This is a genomic window from Agrococcus jenensis (assembly GCF_003752465.1).
Classification (GTDB): domain Bacteria; phylum Actinomycetota; class Actinomycetes; order Actinomycetales; family Microbacteriaceae; genus Agrococcus; species Agrococcus jenensis.
This window is the reverse complement of the sequence record NZ_RKHJ01000001.1, coordinates 2351387-2367506: the sequence shown is the minus strand read 5'-3', so window position 1 is coordinate 2367506 and position 16120 is coordinate 2351387. Positions and strand designations below refer to the sequence as shown.

Sequence of the window (16120 nt, the reverse complement as noted above, 5' to 3'; positions counted from 1 at the left end):
AGCGCCCTCGCCGCGGCGTAGCAGTAGGGTCGATGGGAACGAAGGAGCTCCCGTGCCGAACACCGCACCCGCCCATCTCGAGCCAGGCTCGCTCACCGGCCGCACGGCCCTCGTCACCGGCTCGAGCCGCGGCATCGGCGCCGCGACCGTCGCGCTGCTGGCGGCCGCCGGCGCCGATGTCGTCGTCAACTACCGGGCGAAGGCGCCGCGGGCCGAGAAGGTCGTCGCAGCCGCCGAGCAGCAGGGCGTGCGGGCGATCGCGGTGCAGGCCGACCTCACCGACGCCGACAGCGTCGCCGCCATGTTCGAGGCGGCACGCGCGAGCTTCGGCGGCCTCGACATCCTCGTGATGAACGCCTCGGGCGGCATGGAGAGCGGCATGGGCGAGGACTACGCGATGCGCCTCAACCGCGACGCCCAGGTCGCGCTCCTCGACGCGGCGCTGCCGGTGCTGCGCGACGGCGCGCGCGTCGTGTTCGTGACGAGCCACCAGGCGCACTTCATCCGCACCACCCCGACGATGCCCGAGTACGAGGCGGTCGCCCGCTCGAAGCGCGCCGGCGAGGACGCCCTCCGCGAGCGCATCCCGACGCTCCGCGAGCGCGGGATCGAGCTCGTCGTGGTCTCCGGCGACATGATCGAGGGCACCATCACGGCGACCCTGCTCGAGCGTGCGAACCCCGGCGCCATCGCGAGCCGCCGGGAGGACGCCGGCAAGCTGTACAACGTCGAGGAGTTCGCGCTCGAGGTGGCGCTCGCCGCCGTGGACCCCGTCCCCGACGACAGCACGCGCCTCGTGGGCGACGTCTCCGGGTTCGGCGCGGCCGAGGGAGCGCAGGCCTGATGCGCGCCGAGGACATCGAGCAGCTCGTCTCGCTCTCTCGCCCCGCCGTCCACCCGAGCGGCACCTGGGCGGTCGTCGCGACCAGCCGACCGAGCCTGCGCGCCAACCGCAACGTGGGCCAGCTGTGGCGCGTCTCGCTCACCGACGGCACCCGCCGCCGCATCACCGGCGGCGTCGCCGACCGCGCGCCGCAGCTGAGCGCCGACGGCGAGGCCCTGCTGTTCCTGCGCGCCGACGCCAAGGGCAAGCAGCAGGTCTGGGCGATGCGCGCCGAGGGCGGCGAGCCCGTGCAGGCGACGTCGCTCGACGGCGGCGTCGACGCGTTCGCGATCTCGCCCGAGGGCGACCGGATCGCGTGCACGGGTGCCGTCATCGAGCCGGGCCGCTACGGCTCCGTCGAGGGACTCGACGCCGCGCACGAGTCGCCCCGCCTCATCACCCGCAACCGCAACCTCGCGAACGGCACCGGCAGCCTCGTCGGCCGCCGGACGCACGTGTTCGTCGCGGCGATGCCCGACCTCGACGCCGAGCCGTTCTACGAGCGCGCACCGCACCCGCACGACCTGCCGTCGACGAGCGACGACCTGCCGCGCACGGCGCCGGCCATCCAGCTGAGCCACGGCGACTTCGACCACGCGGCGCCCGTCTTCTCGAGCGACGGCCGGCGCGTGCTGTGCGTCACCGCCCGCCACGCCACCCGCGACGACGACCTCGTCAACGCGGTCGTCGAGTTCGACGCGCACGTGCCGCAGGGCGAGCCGCACACGATCCTCTCGTCGCGCGCGGGGCTCTCGGTCGACCAGGTGCAGCCCACGCCCGACGGCGGCTTCGTGCTGCTCGCCCAGCGGATGGGCGACTCCGGCCGCGACTTCGTCGCCCGCCACACGCAGCTGCTCGTGCTCGAGCAGCCGGGCGCGCACCCCGAGGAGGTCACCGACGAGGGCGGCGCCGACCTCGGCGAGGGCGGCAGCCACGCGACCGTCGTGGAGGACGGCGTGCTCGTGCAGGAGCGCACCCGCGGCCGCGTGCGGCTGCTGCACGTCACGGGCGGCGGCATCAAGGAGCTCATCGGCGGCGACCTCGAGGTGGTCGGCCACGGCGTGGGCGCGGGCGTCACCGTCGCGACAGTCGCGACCCCGACCTCGGCCGGCGAGGTCGCGGTGCTCGACGACCGCGGCGTCACCGTGATCACCGACTTCGGCGCCGGCCTGCAGCGCACCGGCATCGTCGAGCCCGTCGAGCACGAGCTCGCCGGTCGCGACGGCGGCTCCGTCCACGGCTGGGTCTGGCTGCCCGAGGGTCCGGGCCCGCACCCGGTGCTGCTCAACATCCACGGCGGCCCCTTCGCGCAGTACAGCATCGGCGTCTTCGACGAGGCGCAGGTCGCGGTGGCCGCCGGCTACGCGGTGGTGCAGTGCAACCCGCGCGGCTCCGCCGGGTACGGCCGCGAGCACGGGCTCGCGATCCGCCAGTCGATGGGCACCGTCGACATGCACGACGTGCTCGACTTCCTCGACGGCGCGATCGCCGCGCACCCCGAGCTCGACGGGCAGCGCCTCGGCGTCATGGGCGGCTCGTACGGCGGCTACCTGACGGCCTGGATCATCGCGAACGACCAGCGCTTCACGGCGGCCATCGTCGAGCGCGGCTTCCTCGACCCGGAGACGTTCGTCGGCACGAGCGACATCGGCTGGTTCTTCGGCGGGGAGTACACCGGCACCGACGCCGAGGCGGTGCGCGCGCAGAGCCCGATGGCGCGCGTCGGCGACGTGCGGACGCCGACGCTCGTCGTGCACTCCGAGGAGGACTGGCGGTGCCCGCCCGAGCAGGCGCAGCGCTACTGGGCGGCGCTCAAGCGCCAGGGCGTGGAGACGGCGCTGCTGCTCTTCCCCGGCGAGAACCACGAGCTGACCCGCTCGGGTCAGCCGCGGCACCGGGTGGAGCGCTTCGAGCACGTGCTGCGCTGGTGGGCGAAGCACCTGCCGACGGCGCAGAACCACGGCGCCTGACAGGACCATGATCGGGGACAGCCCGCTCGTGCAGGTGGCGCAGCGCGCCCAGGACCTCGAGCGGGCTGCCGCCTTCTACGCCACCCTGCTGGGCACGTCGGTGGCGGCGACGTTCGATCCGCCGGGCCTCGCGTTCCTCGTGCTGGGCGACACCCGGCTGCTGCTGGAGCGGGGCGCGCCCTCGGCGCTGCTCTACTTCGCCGTCGACGACCTCGACGCGCGGGTCGAGCGGCTGCGCGCATCCGGCGTCTCGATCGTCGCCGAGCCGCACACGATCTTCGGCCACGCCGACGCGACGCTGGGCCCGGTGGGCACGGAGGAGCGGATGGCGTTCATCCTCGACAGCGAGGGCAACACGGTGGCGCTCGTCGAGCACCGGAGGGGCGCGGACGCCTAGGTCATCGTCCCCGTCTCGGCGTCGACCGCCTTGAAGACGCGATCGCGGGCGACGGTGTCGATGAGGCCGAGGCGGTGGACGATCCTGGCCGCGTCGTCGTAGCTCGTGTGGAAGCGGATGCCCGCGGCCTCGAACGCGTCGCGCGCGGCGCCGGCGACCGGCACGACCTCGTGGATCAGCACCGCCACGACGAAGTCGGGACCGCGCCGCAGCATCTCGGCGCCGACGTGCGCATCCGCCTGACCGCTGTCGCCGAGGAACATGAAGCGGCACTCCGGGAACAGCGCGCGCTCGCGATCGAAGTTCTGGAGCTTGCGCTCCTTGATCGACGCCTTCGTGAACAGGTTGAGGAACGAGCCCCCGAGCACCGCGTGCGGCGGCAAGCCGAGCCCCGCGAGCCCGTTGCGCGTGTACTGCTCGATGAGCCCGCGCGGGCCCTCCGGGCGCGCCGTGACGAAGGTCAGGTCACCGGGCCGGGACGGCTCCGCCGCGCGGCCCTGGTCGAGGGCGATGAGCAGCTCGATGACGCCGGGGTAGACCCTGCCCCGCGGGTAGCGGCTGTCGTGGAGCATCGCCTTGACCGTGTCATCGATGTCGCACAGGATGCGCAGGTCGTGCGACGGCGCGTCCTCGGCCTCGCGCGCGATGTGCGCGAGCACGGCGGCGCGGTCGGCCTCGGTGAGCCGCTCGTAGACGACGTGCTCCAGGTCGTGGCGGTCGCCGGTGGCGTTGAGCGAGTACTTCATGTCGCGGAACGGGGCGCCGGTCAGCGACTCCAGCATCGACCGGATGCCCGCGGAGACGACCGGGCTCGGCGCGAGCCGGCGGAGCGCGTGCACGACGCGCGCACGCATGGCCGGGCTGAGCTCGGCCACGCGCTCCTCGCACAGCAGCTGCACGAGCTCCCGGCGCTCGTCGCCGCGGAGCAGGCCGGTGATCCGGTTGCCCGAGATCGCGGCCACCGTGCGATCGAGATCGCTCAGGGCGAGCAGCGCTTCGAGCGACCCCTCGGGGGCCGCGCGCAGCTCGGCGAGAGAGGGCGTGGGCTTCACACCTGTGATCTTGTCACCCGGATGCTGAGCGCGCCGGAATCGATGCGCGCGTCGAGCCGCTCGACGCGGCCCACGGCATCGCCGTCGAGCTGGACGGGCATGGGCTCGTCGACCGCGCCGAGCGTCACCCGCAGGGCCCGGCGATGCCGCAGCACCCCCTCGGCGCGCGCGATGCCGGCGCCGGCCGCCGCGATGCGGCCCCAGTGCGCCAAGTGGCGCGGGCTCACGACCGCGACGTGCAGCAGCCCGTCGTCGAGCCGCGTGCCGGGGAGCACCTGCAGGCCAGCAGGGATGCGCGCCGCGTTGTGCACGAGGACGCTCCAGGCGTGCGCGGACTCGACCGGCCCGCCGTCGAAGCGGCCGCGCACGGCGAAGCTCGGGTGGCCGAGCCTCCGGGCGCCCGCGGCGATGTAGGCGGCCCAGCCGACCCGGCGCTTCGCGCGCAGCGACGACGCGGCGACGGCGAGGGCGTCGTTGCCGACGCCGACCACGACGAGGAACGGCTGCTCCGGCTCCCGCGTCCCGTCGGCACGGGTGAGCACGACGCGACCGAGGTCGACCGGCGCCGCGGCGCCCGAGACGGCGATGCGCGCAGCCGCCTCGGCATCGCGGAGCGGGAGGTCGAGGTTGCGGGCGAAGAGGTTGGCGGTGCCGACCGGCACGATGCCGAGCGGGATCCCGGTGCCGGCGAGCACCGCCGCGATCTCGCGGACCGTGCCATCGCCGCCGACCGCGACCACGGCATCCGCCCCGCTCGCGACCGCGTCGCGCGCCTGGCTCGCGCCCGCCTCGGTCGGCGTCGTCGGCACCACCCTGGCATAGACGCCGGCGCGGGCGGCCTCGCGCAGCACGGCGTCCACGGCACCCTCGAACCGGCGCGCGGTGGGGTTGCCGATGACGACGAGCGTGGGCACGCGCTCAGGCTAGCGAGCGGGGGAGCGGCGCTCATCGAGCACGAGGCGCACCCCGAGCCAGGCCGCCATCGACTCGAGCTCGTCGTCGACGGCCCGGCGCAGCCGCGCGGCGTCGGCGTCCGGGTCGGCGTCCCAGTGGATGCGGGCGACGCGCAGCGCGCCGAGGTCGCGATCGGTGCGCGCGTCGACCTTGCCGACGAGCCGGTCGCCGTCGAGGATCGGCAGCGCGTGCACGCCCCAGCGCCGCTTCGCGGGCGGCGTGTACTGCTCGAGCGCGTACTCGAAGCCCCACAGGTCGACCATCCGGCGGCGGTCGGCGATGAGGCGGTCGAGCGGCGAGAGCAGCGCCACGCGCCCGGAGAAGTCGGCCGCGCTCGCGTGCGGATCGAGCCGCCAGGTGCCGCGCATCCCGTCGATCCGCACCGGTTCGCCGACCTCGCCCAGGTGGGTGCGCCGCTCGAGACCGGACGCGCGGAGCCAGCGCTCGCGCCAGGTCGTCCAGGCGGCGTCGAGCGCGGGGGCGTCGACGGTCGGCAGCACGCGCTCGGCGAGATCCCAGATGCGGGACTGCCCGACGCGCTCGGCGACGACGACCTCGCCGCGCACCTGGAGGAGCTCGAGCAGCATCGCCACGTCGCGCCCGGTGTTCCAGCCGCTGGAGCGGAAGGGCGCGTCGACGGTGTCGGCGATGTCGGCCTGGGGGAGCGGGCCGTCGAGCCGCAGCTGCTCGAGCACCCGCTCGCGGAAGCCCGCGTTCGCCTCAAGCCACGCGCGGCTGCCCTCGCCGATCGCGGTCGGCTCGCGCCCGATCGCCAGCAGCCACGGCAGGTCGCGCATCGCGCGCAGCCCGATCGCCCACGCCGGCATCGGGTGGCGATGCGGACCCAGGTGCTCGAACAGCGTCTGCTCGACCTCGACCGCCCGTCGCACGTCGTCGAACGCGATGTCCGGGATGCGCGTCCAGGCGACGTGCTCGGCGGACGGGCAGACGATGTCGGTCGGGTTGAGCGGCAGGACGGTCAGCTGCGCCACGACGTCGGCGAGATCGTCGGAGCCGGCCACCGCGGCGCGGTCGGCGTCGAGGAGCTGCGCGCGCACGGCGATCCGGCGCGCATCCTCGCGCGAGACGGTGCGCACGGCTGCGGGCATGGCGCCGATCGTACGGCGCCGCGCCGACGCGGACCGATGCCGCGCGCGGTCACGTGCACCGCTGACCGCTGACGGCGGCGTGCGGCATGATCGCCGCATGGACGCGCCGCTGCGCATCGTGCCCGCGAACGAGGCGAGCCCGGACGACCTCGATGGGGTCTTCGGCGCTCGCGGCGTCGGCGCGCGCTGCCGCTGCCAGCGCTACCGGCTCGAGCGCGGCGAGAGCTTCGGCGGCATGCCCGTCGAGGAGCGGATCGCCCGGCAGCTCGAGCAGACCGCAGCCGGCGACCCGGACGCGGCGACGACCAGCGGGCTGGTCGCGTACCTCGACGACGAGCCGGTCGGCTGGGCGGCGGTCGCTCCGCGCGGCGAGCACCGGGGGCTCGTGCGTGTCTTCACCGTGCCGTGGCTGAGGCGGCACGAGGATCCCGCCGACCTGAGCGTCTGGGCAATCACCTGCCTGTTCGTGCGCGCCGGCCACCGACGGCAGGGCATCAGCCGCCAGCTCGCAGCGGCGGCGGTGCGCTTCGCTCTCGACCGGGGCGCGCGCGCGGTCGAGGCGTACCCGATCGTGACGACCGCCGTCATCGACGAGGAGCTGCACGTCGGCACCGTGCCGACCTTCGCGGCCGCGGGGCTCATCGAGGTGGCGCACCCGACGAAGCGCCGGGTCGTCATGCGCCGCGACGCCGGCTGAGCCCACGGGCGCGTGCGCTCGCGGCATCGGCACGGTGCCAGGATGGGGGCATGTCTGATCGCACCGCGCTGCGCCCCGAGACCATCGCCGTGAGCGCAGGACGCCCACCGCGCACCCCGGACGCGCCGACGAGCACGCCCGTCACGTTCGCGAGCGCGTTCGTCGCCGGCGGCGAGATCGAGTACGCGCGCTACGGCAATCCCAGCTGGACGGCGCTCGAGGATGCCCTCGGCGCGTTGGAGGGCGGCACGTGCCTGTCGTTCGCGAGCGGCATGGCCGCCGTGAGCGCCGTGCTGAGCCTCGTGCCGCACGGCGGCGCCGTCGTGGTGCCGCGGCACGCCTACCAGGGCACCCTCGCCCTGCTCGACACCGAGGCGGGCTCCGGACGCTTCGAGGTGCGCCGCGTCGACATCGTCGACCCCGACGCGGTGGAGGCCGCGATCCCCGGAGCGGCCCTCGTGTGGCTCGAGTCGCCCACGAATCCCGCCCTCGAGATCGCGGACATCGCGCGGCTCGCCGCCGCCGCCCGCGCGGCCGGGGTGCTGAGCGTCGTCGACAGCACGTTCGCGTCGCCGCTCCTGCAGCGCCCGCTCGAGCTCGGCGCCGACCTCGTCGTCCACTCCGCCACGAAGCTCATCGCCGGCCACAGCGACGTCGTGCTCGGCGCGGTGGTCGCCGGCGACGACGCGCTCGCCGACCGCATCCGCCAGCACCGCAGCCTGCACGGCGCGATCCCCGGCCCGATGGAGGCGTTCCTGACGCTGCGCGGCCTCCGGACGCTGTCGGTGCGGCTCGAGCGCGCCCAGTCGAACGCGCGCGAGCTCGCTCGCCGGCTCGCGGATGCGCCGGGCGTGGTGGAGGTGCGCGATCCCGGCTTCGGCACGGTGCTGGGCATCGTGCTCGCGGATGCCGCGGCCGCCGACCGGGTTGTCGACCGGGTGCAGCTGTGGATCCCCGCGACGAGCCTCGGGGGCGTGGAGTCGACGCTCGAGCGCCGCCGCCGCTGGGCGACCGAGGCGCCCACGATCCCCGAGGGGCTCATCCGCCTGTCGGTCGGGATCGAGCACATCGAGGATCTCGCCGACGACCTGCTCGGCGCGCTGCGCTGAGCAGCCGCTCGCACTCGCTCAGCGCGAGCGGAGCTGCCTGACCGTCAGGATCGGCGCACCGGTCTCGCTCCAGTGGCGCGCCGTCGCCGGGGCGGACTCGCCGTCGATCGCGCGCTTCGCGGAGTCCAGGTCGGCATACCGGCCCTTCGAGACGCCGGAGCCATCGACCGCGAGGTAGTCGTCCAGGCTGCGCTCGACGAACCCGAGGAAGCGCACACCGTCGGCGTCGATGACCGACGCGACCCAGAGGTCGCTGCTCGGCGACGCCCACGTGACCGGTCGGATCGCCGCGCCGTCGAAGGAGCTCGTGCTGGGCACCAGGGTCTGCGACATCAGCCGTGCTCCTTCTTTCGTTAGTTCGACGATCGAAATGTATCACGGTCGAACGCTATGCTTGCACCAGCAGAGATCGGGGGAGTGGCGTGGAGACCACCGCAGCGTCGAGCGGGTACTGGTACCCGCAGCACGCGGTGCCGTCGAGCGTCGACGTCCTGAACCTGCTGCGGCGCTACCGCGCGGCGGAGGGCGCGATGCGCGCACGGACCCGATCCTCCATGGGCATGGGGGAGACCGACCTGCTCGCGCTCCGCACGCTGCTGCAGGCCCAGCGCCGCGGCGACGCCATGCGGCAGCGGGATCTCGCGGCGGCCCTGCAGCTCGCCTCGCCCTCGGTCACGGCGCTCGTCGACCGGCTGGTGAAGAGCGGGCACGTGCGCCGCGAGCCGCATCCCGACGACCGTCGAGCGACCATCGTGGTGCCGACGACCGACACCGACAGCGAGGTTCGCGCCACGCTCGGCGCGATGCACCGACGGATGATCGGCGTCATCGACGAGATGGGGGAGGCGGAGCGGCACGCGGTCGCCGCCTTCCTCGCGCGCATGTCGGACGCCATCGAGCACGTCGACGAGCACGACGCGCACGACGGGCACGACGGGCCGGACGAGGCACCGATCCTCCCGGCCTGAGCGGCTCGCGCCGCTGATCAGCCGGTCGCGCCGAGCGCATCCCAGAGGTGGGCGAGCGTCGCCGCCCCCGAGCGCAGCATCTCGAGCGAGACGCTCTCATCGCTGTCGTGCCAGTTGTCCTCGACGAGACCCGTGCCGAAGAAGACCACCGGTGCGCCGATCGCCGTCGCGAGCAGGTCGGCCGGACCTCCGCCCGCGTTGCCCATGCGGCCGACCTCGTCCACCCCGAATCCCTCGGCCATCGCCCGAGCGAGCGCGTCGACGAACGGGGTGTCAGGCGTGCGGTACGGCTGCTGGGCGATCAGCGCCTCCACCTCCACGCTGTGGTCGAAGCCGTCGGCGATGCGCTCGTTTACCCATCGCTGCAGCTGCTCGGCGACGACCTCGACGCGCTGGCCGGCCACGAGCCGGATGCTGAGGTCGGCCGCCGCCATCGACGGCACGGCCGCGCGCTTCACCCCGACCGGGTCGCCGGCGGCGAGCGCGATCACCTCGAGCGCCGGCCGCTCCCACAGCCGCTCGAGCACGGTGAAGCCCGTCTCGCCCCGGATGCTGCGGGTGTGGGATCGCGTGAGCCAGTCCTCGTCGGAGTACGGCAGCGCGGCGAGCTCGCCACGCCTGCCGTCCGACATGGGCTCGACGTCGTCGTAGAAGCCGGGCAGCGTGATCCTGCCCTCGCCGTCTTGCAGCTCGCCGAGCAGCCGGCCGAGCTCGATCGCAGGGTTCGGCGCGGATCCCGAGACGGCGCCGCTGTGGATGTCGGTGAGCGGCCCGTAGACCTCCAGGTGCGCGCCGATCATGCCGCGGATGCTCGTGCAGAGGGCGGGGTGGTCCGCGCGCCACAGGAGCGTGTCCGAGAAGAGGATCACGTCCGCGTCGAGGCGCGCGCGCTGCTCGTCGAGCATGCCGGCGAGGCTCGGGGAGCCGGCCTCCTCCTCGCCCTCGACGAGCAGCTTCAGGTTGACCGCCGGCGCCGACCTGCCGCCCGCCAGGTGCGCGCGGACCGCCCACAGGTGCGCGAGCACCTGGCCCTTCGCATCCGAGCTGCCGCGGCCGTAGAGGCGGCCGCCGCGCACCACGGGCTCGAACGGCGCGGTCTCGTCCCAGTTCTCGTCCTTGACGGCGCGGACGTCGTGGTGGCTGCAGACAAGGACGGTCGGCGCTCCCGGTGCCTCGCACCACTCCGCGTACACCGCGGGTCCGGTCTCGCCCGGCCAGATCTCCGTGATCGGGAAGCCGAGGTCGCGCAGCGCGCCCGCGAGCCACGACGCCGACCTGCGCAGATGCCGCTCGCGCTCCGGCACACCCGCGACCGAGGGGATGCGCACCCACGCCGAGAGCTCGGCGACCATGTCGTCCTCGTGGGCGTCCACGAACGCCCGGATCCCGTCATCGCGCCTCGGCATCGTCGCCTCCTCTGGCCGCACATCGTAATCCGCCCAGCCGGAGGGCCGCGAGGTGCGCGGACGCCGAGCCGTAGGATCCCGGAGTGACCTCCCGAACCCTGCCCGACGGCGCCCTGCTGCGCACCGCGCGCCCCGGCGACGAGCCGGGCATCCTGGCCCTGATCCACGAGCTCGCGGTCTACGAGCGGGAGCCCGACGCCGTCGAGAACACGGCCGAGCTGCTCACGCAGACGCTCTTCGGGGACGAGCCGCGCGCCTTCGCGCACGTCGTCGAGCGCGACGGCACGCTCGTCGGCATCGCGATCTGGTTCCTCACATACTCGACGTGGACCGGCACGCACGGCGTCTGGCTCGAGGACCTGTACGTCGACGAGTCGCAGCGCGGCCGCGGCTACGGGCGAGCGCTCATGGCGGCGCTGGCCGCCGTGTGCGTCGAGCGCGGCTACCGACGCTTCGAGTGGACGGTGCTCGACTGGAACGAGCCGTCGATCGGCTTCTACCGCGCGATCGGCGCGGCGCCGCTCGACGAGTGGACGACGCAGCGGCTCACGGGCGACGTGCTCGAGCAGCTCGCCGCGGGCTGAGACCAGCCAAGTGTGCTGAGCACTGCGATCCGGCTCGTTGCGCATCGCCGATAATGCACATTATGTCGGATTGCAGTGAGCGGTACCCCCGTTCGTGAGGTCTCTCGACCTGGTCATCCTGGGCCGCGCGAGACGCTCGCCGTCCATGGCGCCCTGTTCACGTGTTCATGGCGGTCAACCCGAGGGTCGCCTTGCAGTCCTCAACACCGCGCAGGTCGATGTCGTCACGTCGTCTCTCGAGCCAGGCCTCGCGTGTCAAACGCCACCGTTGCATCAGGCCAGGTTCGCCGCGACGGCTCGCCCACACCAGTCCATTGGGCTCGTACCCGACGGACCGAGACACGCCGTCCGATCCGGCGTTGTCGAGGAATGCTTCCGTGGTCGCCTCCGATGCACCGAACCCGTCGAAGGCCAGATGGAGGATCGCCTGGCGCATCTCGACGCCGATTCCGCGTCGCCGTTCATCGCTGGAGAGCCACGAGAACGACACCGCAGTGCCATAGGTACTGAAGCGATCGCCGATCAGGTCCTGCATGCCGACCGGGCGTCCGTCGACGACGACGACGAACTGCAGGCGCCAGAAGTCAGGCGTGACGGAGCCGCGGCCACGCCAGATGGCCTGCAGCCACTTGCGCACGCGGACGTCTGGATCCGCCTCGTAGAGCGACATGGGATCGTCATACGGTGCCGGATCTGCCGTCGCCTTCCCGTCGTGCACCACTTGCTGCAGCTCGGCAAGCAGCTCGTCGGTGGCTCCCGCCAACTGGATCCTCGGCGTCGTGACGCGAACGTTCAGCGGAGGGTACGACAGCACATGCCGACGCTAGCTCACGACCCCGCTCGCGATGCAGGTACGGCGCGATGCACGAGTTCGCCACCTACGTTGATATCCCCGATACCCAGCCGCGATCCTCGGACGGCGACGCGGCTCCCCGGACCACACCCCCGTCTCAGCGGCAGAGCCCTTTGCCGCCGCCGAGGCATCCCTTAGCGAGCTCGACGGAGCGGCGACGCGCCCGACGCAGGCGTCGCGCCCGGAAGGCGGCGCTACGATCGCGGCAGACGGGAGCAGCTCACGCCCTCGTCCCGTCCGAGGAGCACCGCCATCGACGATCACCGCGCTGCGGCAGCCCGCACACGCCTCGAGCGCCGCCATCGCTGAGCAGGCTCGGCCCCGGACGGGTTCGTCCGAGGCGCGGTCGAGGCTCGGCCGCCTCGTCCAGATCTCGCGGCCCGTGCTGTGGATCAACACCGTCGGCGGCGGCCTGCTCGGCATGTGGCTCACGGGACAGCTGCTCGACGTCGCGGCGATCCCGCTCATCCTGTGGCTGACGCTCCCCTTCAACCTGCTGATCTACGGCGTCAACGACATCTTCGACCAGGACACCGACGCCTTGAACCCGCGGAAGGGATCGATCGAGGGCGCGCGCATCGAGCCCCGCGAGGTGCGCCTCATCGCGTGGGGCGTCGTGGCGTCGAACCTGCCCTTCCTCGCCTACTTCGCGGTCGCGCTGCCGCCCGCCGCCATCGCGGTGATCGCGCTCTACGCGGGCGTCTTCGTCTGCTACTCCGCTCCCCCGCTGCGCTTCAAGCAGCGGCCCTTCGTCGACTCGCTCAGCAACGCCGCCTACGGGCTGCCGCTGCTGTTCATGCCGCTCGCGCTCGACGCGCAGCCCGTGTGGCCGGCGGTCGCGGGGCTGCTCGCCTGGAGCGTCGCCAAGCACGCGTTCGACGCCGTGCAGGACATCGAGGAGGACCGCCAGGTCGGGATCACGACCACGGCCGTGCTGCTCGGCGCCCGCGGCACCGCCGTGTGGAGCGGTGCGTGGTGGCTCGCGTCGACGGTGCTCTTCGCCACCGTGAGCCTGCCCGTCGCCGCCGTCAACCTCGTCATCGCCGGCGCGCTCGTCGTCCTGCTGCTGCGGCGACCGACCCCCGCGACCGGGCACCGCCTCTACCCGCTGTCGGTCGCGTTCCCCTACATCGCGGGCTCCGTCGCCAGCGGCATCCTGCTCGCCGCCATGTTCTTCGGGATGTACCCGTGAGCCGCGTCGTCGTCGTCGGAGCCGGGCTCGGAGGTCTCGCCGCGGCCGCGCTGCTCGCGCACGCCGGGCACCGGGTGACGCTGCTGGAGGCCGCGGAGACGGTCGGCGGCAAGAGCCGCCGCATCGAGATCGACGGCGAGCGCATCGACACCGGTCCGTCGCTCGTCACCTTCCCGGGCGTCTGGGAGCGGCTGCTCCGCCGACTGGACTCGGGACCGCGAGCGGTCGCCGACGCCGGCGAGCTCGAGCTGCAGCGACTGCCCGAGGTCGGTCGCTACTACTACGACGGCCACACGACGACGCTGCCGGTCGAGCCCGACCATCCGTGGTTCCCCGCCTGGCAGCGCTTCAGCGACGTCCACGCGCCGCTCACCGACGACGTCACCGCCCTGCTCGTCGCCGATCCCCTCGACCGAGCCTCGCTGCCGGCGCTGCGGCGGCTGCTCGGCGTCTACGGCACGCGGCTCAGCACGCGCGCCTACCTCGACAGCCTCCCCTGGCTGCCCGACGGGCTGCGCGAGATCATCGCCATCCACACCCTGAACGCGGGCGTCTCCCCCGCGCGCACGCCGGCGCTGTACGCGAGCATGCCGGCGGTCATGGCCCAGTCGGGCGTCTGGGTGCCCCGCGGCGGCGTCTTCGAGATCGCGCTCGCGCTGCGGCGGCTGGCGGAGGCCGCAGGCGTGGAGGTGCGGACGGGTGAGACGGTCACCCGCATCCGACGAGGCTGGGTCAGCACCACCGACGCAGAGCATCGCGCCGACCTCGTGGTCAGCGCCCTCGACGCGGAGCGGGTCGACGCGCTGCTCGGTCGCGACCGGGCGCCGCGCCGACCGCGCACGCTCTCTTGCTCTGCCGTCGCCATCTACGGCGTGCTCCGCGAGCCGCTCCCAGAGGGGCTCGCCGCGCACAGCATCGTCCTGCCCCGGGAGCCCGCTGCGCTGCACCGCAGCCTGGCTGCCGGCGATGAGCCGGCCGACACCATGGCGTTCGTCAACCACTACCGCGCGGGTGAGGTGTACCCGAACGGGCGCAGCACGCTCGCCGTCCTGCTCACGGCTCCTGCAGACGGGCGGGAGTACACGGCAGAGCATCCGTTCGTGCGCCGGGAGGTCGATCGCATCTCGGCGGCGATGGGTCTCGACGCCCCGGTGACCGACGGGATGGTCGACAGCACCGTGCTCGATCCGAGGTACTTCGGATCGTTCGGCGAGCCTCACGGCGCCCTCTACGGCGCGGCCCGACCGCTCTGGATGAGCGGGCCGCTGCACCGGCCGCCGCACCACGATGTCCGCACGCCGTGGCTCTGGCGGGTGGGCGCATCCGTGCATCCCGGCGGCGGGATCCCGGCGGTGCTCGGCGGTGCGATGATCGGGGTCTCGAAGCTCTTGGCGCGCCATCCGGCGTGAGCCACACCTGTCAGCCGGTCCCCTACGTCGTCCGAAGAGATCGAGCGCCGTGCCGCTGTCGCCATGGGCGACCACGCAGGATGGTGCCATGACGCAGATCCCCGGAGTCGACCTGTCCGCCGAGCTGGAAGCGGTTGACGCGCACTGGACACCCCGTGTGATCGCTCGAGTGAACGACCAGTACGTGAAGGTCGCGAAGCTGCTCGGCGAGCTCGTCTGGCATGCGCACGAGCACGAGGACGAGATGTTCCTCGTGATCTCGGGCCGCCTTCGCATCCAGCTCCCCGACGACCGTGAGGTGGTGCTCGGCCCCGGCCAGCTGTACGTGGTGCCCCGCGGGATGCAGCACAACCCGATCGCCGACGAGGAGGTGCACATCGTGCTGGTCGAGACCGTCACGACCGCGCACACCGGCAGCGTCGTCGTGGAGGGCACGGTTCCGGTCGAGCAGCAGGTCGGCGACTTCCGCGGCTGAGCGCGGATGGGTGCAGCACGCGGTGCTGCTGCCGCCGATCGGCTACCTGGTCGTCCTGCGCACCCGCGTCTTCGGAGGCTCAGTCGCGCTCGCCACGCGGCGCGACGTCGACGCGGTCCGCGAGCTCCGTGCCGGGCGCCGCGACGCGGGCGACCATCTCGAAGATGACGTCCTGCATCGCGGCGGCCGCCGCGGACGGGCCGACGCCCGTGCGGCGGGCGAGGTTCACGGTGCGCGAGAGCTGCGGGCGCAGGAGCCTCATGCTCCGCAGCCCGGGACGATCGATGACGACCATCGCGGGCACGACCGCCACCCCGATCCCGCGCTCGACGAACCGCAGCACCGCATCCATCTCGGCGCCCTCCACCGCGATCGTCGGCGTGAGCCCGGCCGACGCGAACGCGGCGTCGGTCGCGACGCGGAGGTCGTAGCTGCGGTTGAACGCCACCTGCGGCATCGTCGCGAGCTGCGCCAGCGTGACCCCGCGGCGCGCCGGGAGCAGCCCCTCCCCCGCGCTCCCTCGCGCGGCCGACGAGATCACCACCAGCTCCTCCGACAGCAGCGGCACGAGCTCCGTGCCCGGCGCCATCGCCCCCGCACCGCGCGTCACCACGAGCGCGAGGTCGAGCGCTCCCTCGTCCATCGCCTGCACGAGCGAGCGGGAGCCGCCTTCGGTGATGTGCAGCTCGATGTCGGGATGCGCTGCGCGATACGCCGCCAGCACGTCGGCCACGAGCGACACGCACAGCGTCGGCGGGGCGCCGAGGCGCACGCTGCCGCGGCGGAGCCCGGCGAGCTCGTCGAGCTGCTCACGAGCGGCGCTCGCGTCGGCGAGCATGCGGCGCGCGATCGGCAGCAGCACCTCCCCCGCCGGCGTGAGCGTCACGCCTGCGGGCGCCCGGTGGAGCAGCGGGGTGCCGGCCTCGTCCTCCAGCGCGGCGATCTGCCTGCTCAACGACGGCTGTGCGAGGAAGAGCTCCTCAGCCGCTCTCGTGAAGCTGCCGATGCGAGCGACGGCCTCGAAGGAACGGAGCTGCTCGATCTTCATGCCCATAGCGTATC

General features: G+C 73.5%; 17 protein-coding genes. 10 read left to right on the top strand and 7 right to left on the bottom strand.

The features are described from left to right. Positions 1–52 precede the first annotated feature (52 nt). From EDD26_RS11670 to EDD26_RS11660, 3 genes are read left to right on the top strand one after another with little or no spacing between them, the layout of a single operon-like run. The gene (locus EDD26_RS11670; protein ID WP_245989877.1) at positions 53–844 is read left to right on the top strand and encodes an SDR family oxidoreductase; all 792 of its coding nucleotides are present in this window, start codon (positions 53–55) and stop codon (positions 842–844) included. Further along, positions 844–2853 (top strand): S9 family peptidase, encoded by a 2010-nt coding sequence (locus EDD26_RS11665; protein WP_123697870.1) that lies wholly within the window; start codon positions 844–846, stop codon positions 2851–2853. The genes EDD26_RS11670 and EDD26_RS11665 overlap by 1 nt, the downstream gene beginning before the upstream one ends. Before the next feature lie 7 nt (positions 2854–2860). After that, positions 2861–3250 (top strand): VOC family protein, encoded by a 390-nt coding sequence (locus EDD26_RS11660; protein ID WP_123697869.1) that lies wholly within the window; start codon positions 2861–2863, stop codon positions 3248–3250. Here EDD26_RS11660 and EDD26_RS11655 read toward each other — a convergent pair. From EDD26_RS11655 to EDD26_RS11645, 3 genes are read right to left on the bottom strand one after another with little or no spacing between them, the layout of a single operon-like run. Next, positions 3247–4302, bottom strand: coding sequence for a phosphatase domain-containing protein (locus EDD26_RS11655; protein WP_123697868.1), 1056 nt, complete (start codon positions 4300–4302; stop codon positions 3247–3249). The genes EDD26_RS11660 and EDD26_RS11655 overlap by 4 nt on opposite strands. After that, positions 4299–5216, bottom strand: coding sequence for a diacylglycerol/lipid kinase family protein (locus EDD26_RS11650; protein ID WP_123697867.1), 918 nt, complete (start codon positions 5214–5216; stop codon positions 4299–4301). The genes EDD26_RS11655 and EDD26_RS11650 overlap by 4 nt, the downstream gene beginning before the upstream one ends. Before the next feature lie 9 nt (positions 5217–5225). Then, positions 5226–6365, bottom strand: coding sequence for a DNA glycosylase AlkZ-like family protein (locus EDD26_RS11645; protein ID WP_170165629.1), 1140 nt, complete (start codon positions 6363–6365; stop codon positions 5226–5228). 97 nt (positions 6366–6462) lie between these two features. Between EDD26_RS11645 and EDD26_RS11640 the strand changes: the two genes are divergently transcribed. Further along, positions 6463–7062: a GNAT family N-acetyltransferase gene (locus tag EDD26_RS11640; protein ID WP_123698567.1), complete on the top strand. Its 600-nt coding sequence runs from the start codon at positions 6463–6465 to the stop codon at positions 7060–7062. Between the two features lie 50 nt (positions 7063–7112). Beyond that, on the top strand, positions 7113–8171 hold the full coding sequence (locus EDD26_RS11635; RefSeq protein ID WP_123697865.1) for a trans-sulfuration enzyme family protein: 1059 nt from the start codon (positions 7113–7115) through the stop codon (positions 8169–8171). 18 nt (positions 8172–8189) lie between these two features. Here the strand turns inward: EDD26_RS11635 and EDD26_RS11630 are convergent, their stop codons facing one another. Continuing rightward, positions 8190–8504, bottom strand: a complete 315-nt coding sequence (locus tag EDD26_RS11630) for a hypothetical protein (RefSeq protein WP_123697864.1) — start codon at positions 8502–8504, stop codon at positions 8190–8192. Between the two features lie 89 nt (positions 8505–8593). Here EDD26_RS11630 and EDD26_RS11625 point away from each other — a divergent pair, with 89 nt between their 5' ends. Then, positions 8594–9139 carry a MarR family winged helix-turn-helix transcriptional regulator gene (locus EDD26_RS11625; protein WP_245989876.1) on the top strand — a complete coding sequence of 182 codons (546 nt, stop codon included), beginning with the start codon at positions 8594–8596 and terminating at the stop codon, positions 9137–9139. Positions 9140–9156: 17 nt separating this feature from the next. Here the strand turns inward: EDD26_RS11625 and EDD26_RS11620 are convergent, their stop codons facing one another. Further along, positions 9157–10545: a M20/M25/M40 family metallo-hydrolase gene (locus tag EDD26_RS11620; protein ID WP_170165628.1), complete on the bottom strand. Its 1389-nt coding sequence runs from the start codon at positions 10543–10545 to the stop codon at positions 9157–9159. Positions 10546–10628: 83 nt separating this feature from the next. Here EDD26_RS11620 and EDD26_RS11615 point away from each other — a divergent pair, with 83 nt between their 5' ends. Continuing rightward, the gene (locus EDD26_RS11615; protein WP_245989875.1) at positions 10629–11129 is read left to right on the top strand and encodes a GNAT family N-acetyltransferase; all 501 of its coding nucleotides are present in this window, start codon (positions 10629–10631) and stop codon (positions 11127–11129) included. 157 nt (positions 11130–11286) lie between these two features. On the opposite strand, the gene EDD26_RS11610 is transcribed toward EDD26_RS11615, so the two are convergent. Continuing rightward, positions 11287–11943, bottom strand: a complete 657-nt coding sequence (locus tag EDD26_RS11610) for a GNAT family N-acetyltransferase (protein ID WP_123697863.1) — start codon at positions 11941–11943, stop codon at positions 11287–11289. A 421-nt stretch (positions 11944–12364) separates the two neighbouring features. On the opposite strand from EDD26_RS11610, the gene EDD26_RS11605 reads away from it, so the two are divergent. The 3 genes from EDD26_RS11605 (at position 12365) to EDD26_RS11595 (ending at position 15058) form a co-directional block, all read left to right on the top strand. Next, positions 12365–13174, top strand: coding sequence for a UbiA family prenyltransferase (locus EDD26_RS11605; protein ID WP_245989873.1), 810 nt, complete (start codon positions 12365–12367; stop codon positions 13172–13174). Continuing rightward, positions 13171–14583, top strand: a complete 1413-nt coding sequence (locus tag EDD26_RS11600) for a phytoene desaturase family protein (RefSeq protein WP_123697861.1) — start codon at positions 13171–13173, stop codon at positions 14581–14583. Before EDD26_RS11605 ends, EDD26_RS11600 begins: the two co-directional genes overlap by 4 nt. A gap of 88 nt (positions 14584–14671) precedes the next feature. Further along, on the top strand, positions 14672–15058 hold the full coding sequence (locus tag EDD26_RS11595; RefSeq protein ID WP_123697860.1) for a cupin domain-containing protein: 387 nt from the start codon (positions 14672–14674) through the stop codon (positions 15056–15058). A gap of 79 nt (positions 15059–15137) precedes the next feature. Here the strand turns inward: EDD26_RS11595 and EDD26_RS11590 are convergent, their stop codons facing one another. Further along, positions 15138–16112, bottom strand: coding sequence for a LysR family transcriptional regulator (locus tag EDD26_RS11590; RefSeq protein ID WP_123697859.1), 975 nt, complete (start codon positions 16110–16112; stop codon positions 15138–15140). Positions 16113–16120 lie beyond the last annotated feature (8 nt).

Bases quoted from the DNA above. Each gene is read 5' to 3' on its own strand.
- EDD26_RS11665 (WP_123697870.1), top strand. From the start codon at position 844: ATGCGCGCCGAGGACATCGAGCAGCTCGTCTCGCTCTCTCGCCCCGCC.
- EDD26_RS11660 (WP_123697869.1), top strand. From the start codon at position 2,861: ATGATCGGGGACAGCCCGCTCGTGCAGGTGGCGCAGCGCGCCCAGGAC.
- EDD26_RS11645 (WP_170165629.1), bottom strand. From the start codon at position 6,365: ATGCCCGCAGCCGTGCGCACCGTCTCGCGCGAGGATGCGCGCCGGATC.
- EDD26_RS11640 (WP_123698567.1), top strand. From the start codon at position 6,463: ATGGACGCGCCGCTGCGCATCGTGCCCGCGAACGAGGCGAGCCCGGAC.
- EDD26_RS11635 (WP_123697865.1), top strand. From the start codon at position 7,113: ATGTCTGATCGCACCGCGCTGCGCCCCGAGACCATCGCCGTGAGCGCA.
- EDD26_RS11630 (WP_123697864.1), bottom strand. From the start codon at position 8,504: ATGTCGCAGACCCTGGTGCCCAGCACGAGCTCCTTCGACGGCGCGGCG.
- EDD26_RS11620 (WP_170165628.1), bottom strand. From the start codon at position 10,545: ATGCCGAGGCGCGATGACGGGATCCGGGCGTTCGTGGACGCCCACGAG.
- EDD26_RS11595 (WP_123697860.1), top strand. From the start codon at position 14,672: ATGACGCAGATCCCCGGAGTCGACCTGTCCGCCGAGCTGGAAGCGGTT.
- EDD26_RS11590 (WP_123697859.1), bottom strand. From the start codon at position 16,112: ATGGGCATGAAGATCGAGCAGCTCCGTTCCTTCGAGGCCGTCGCTCGC.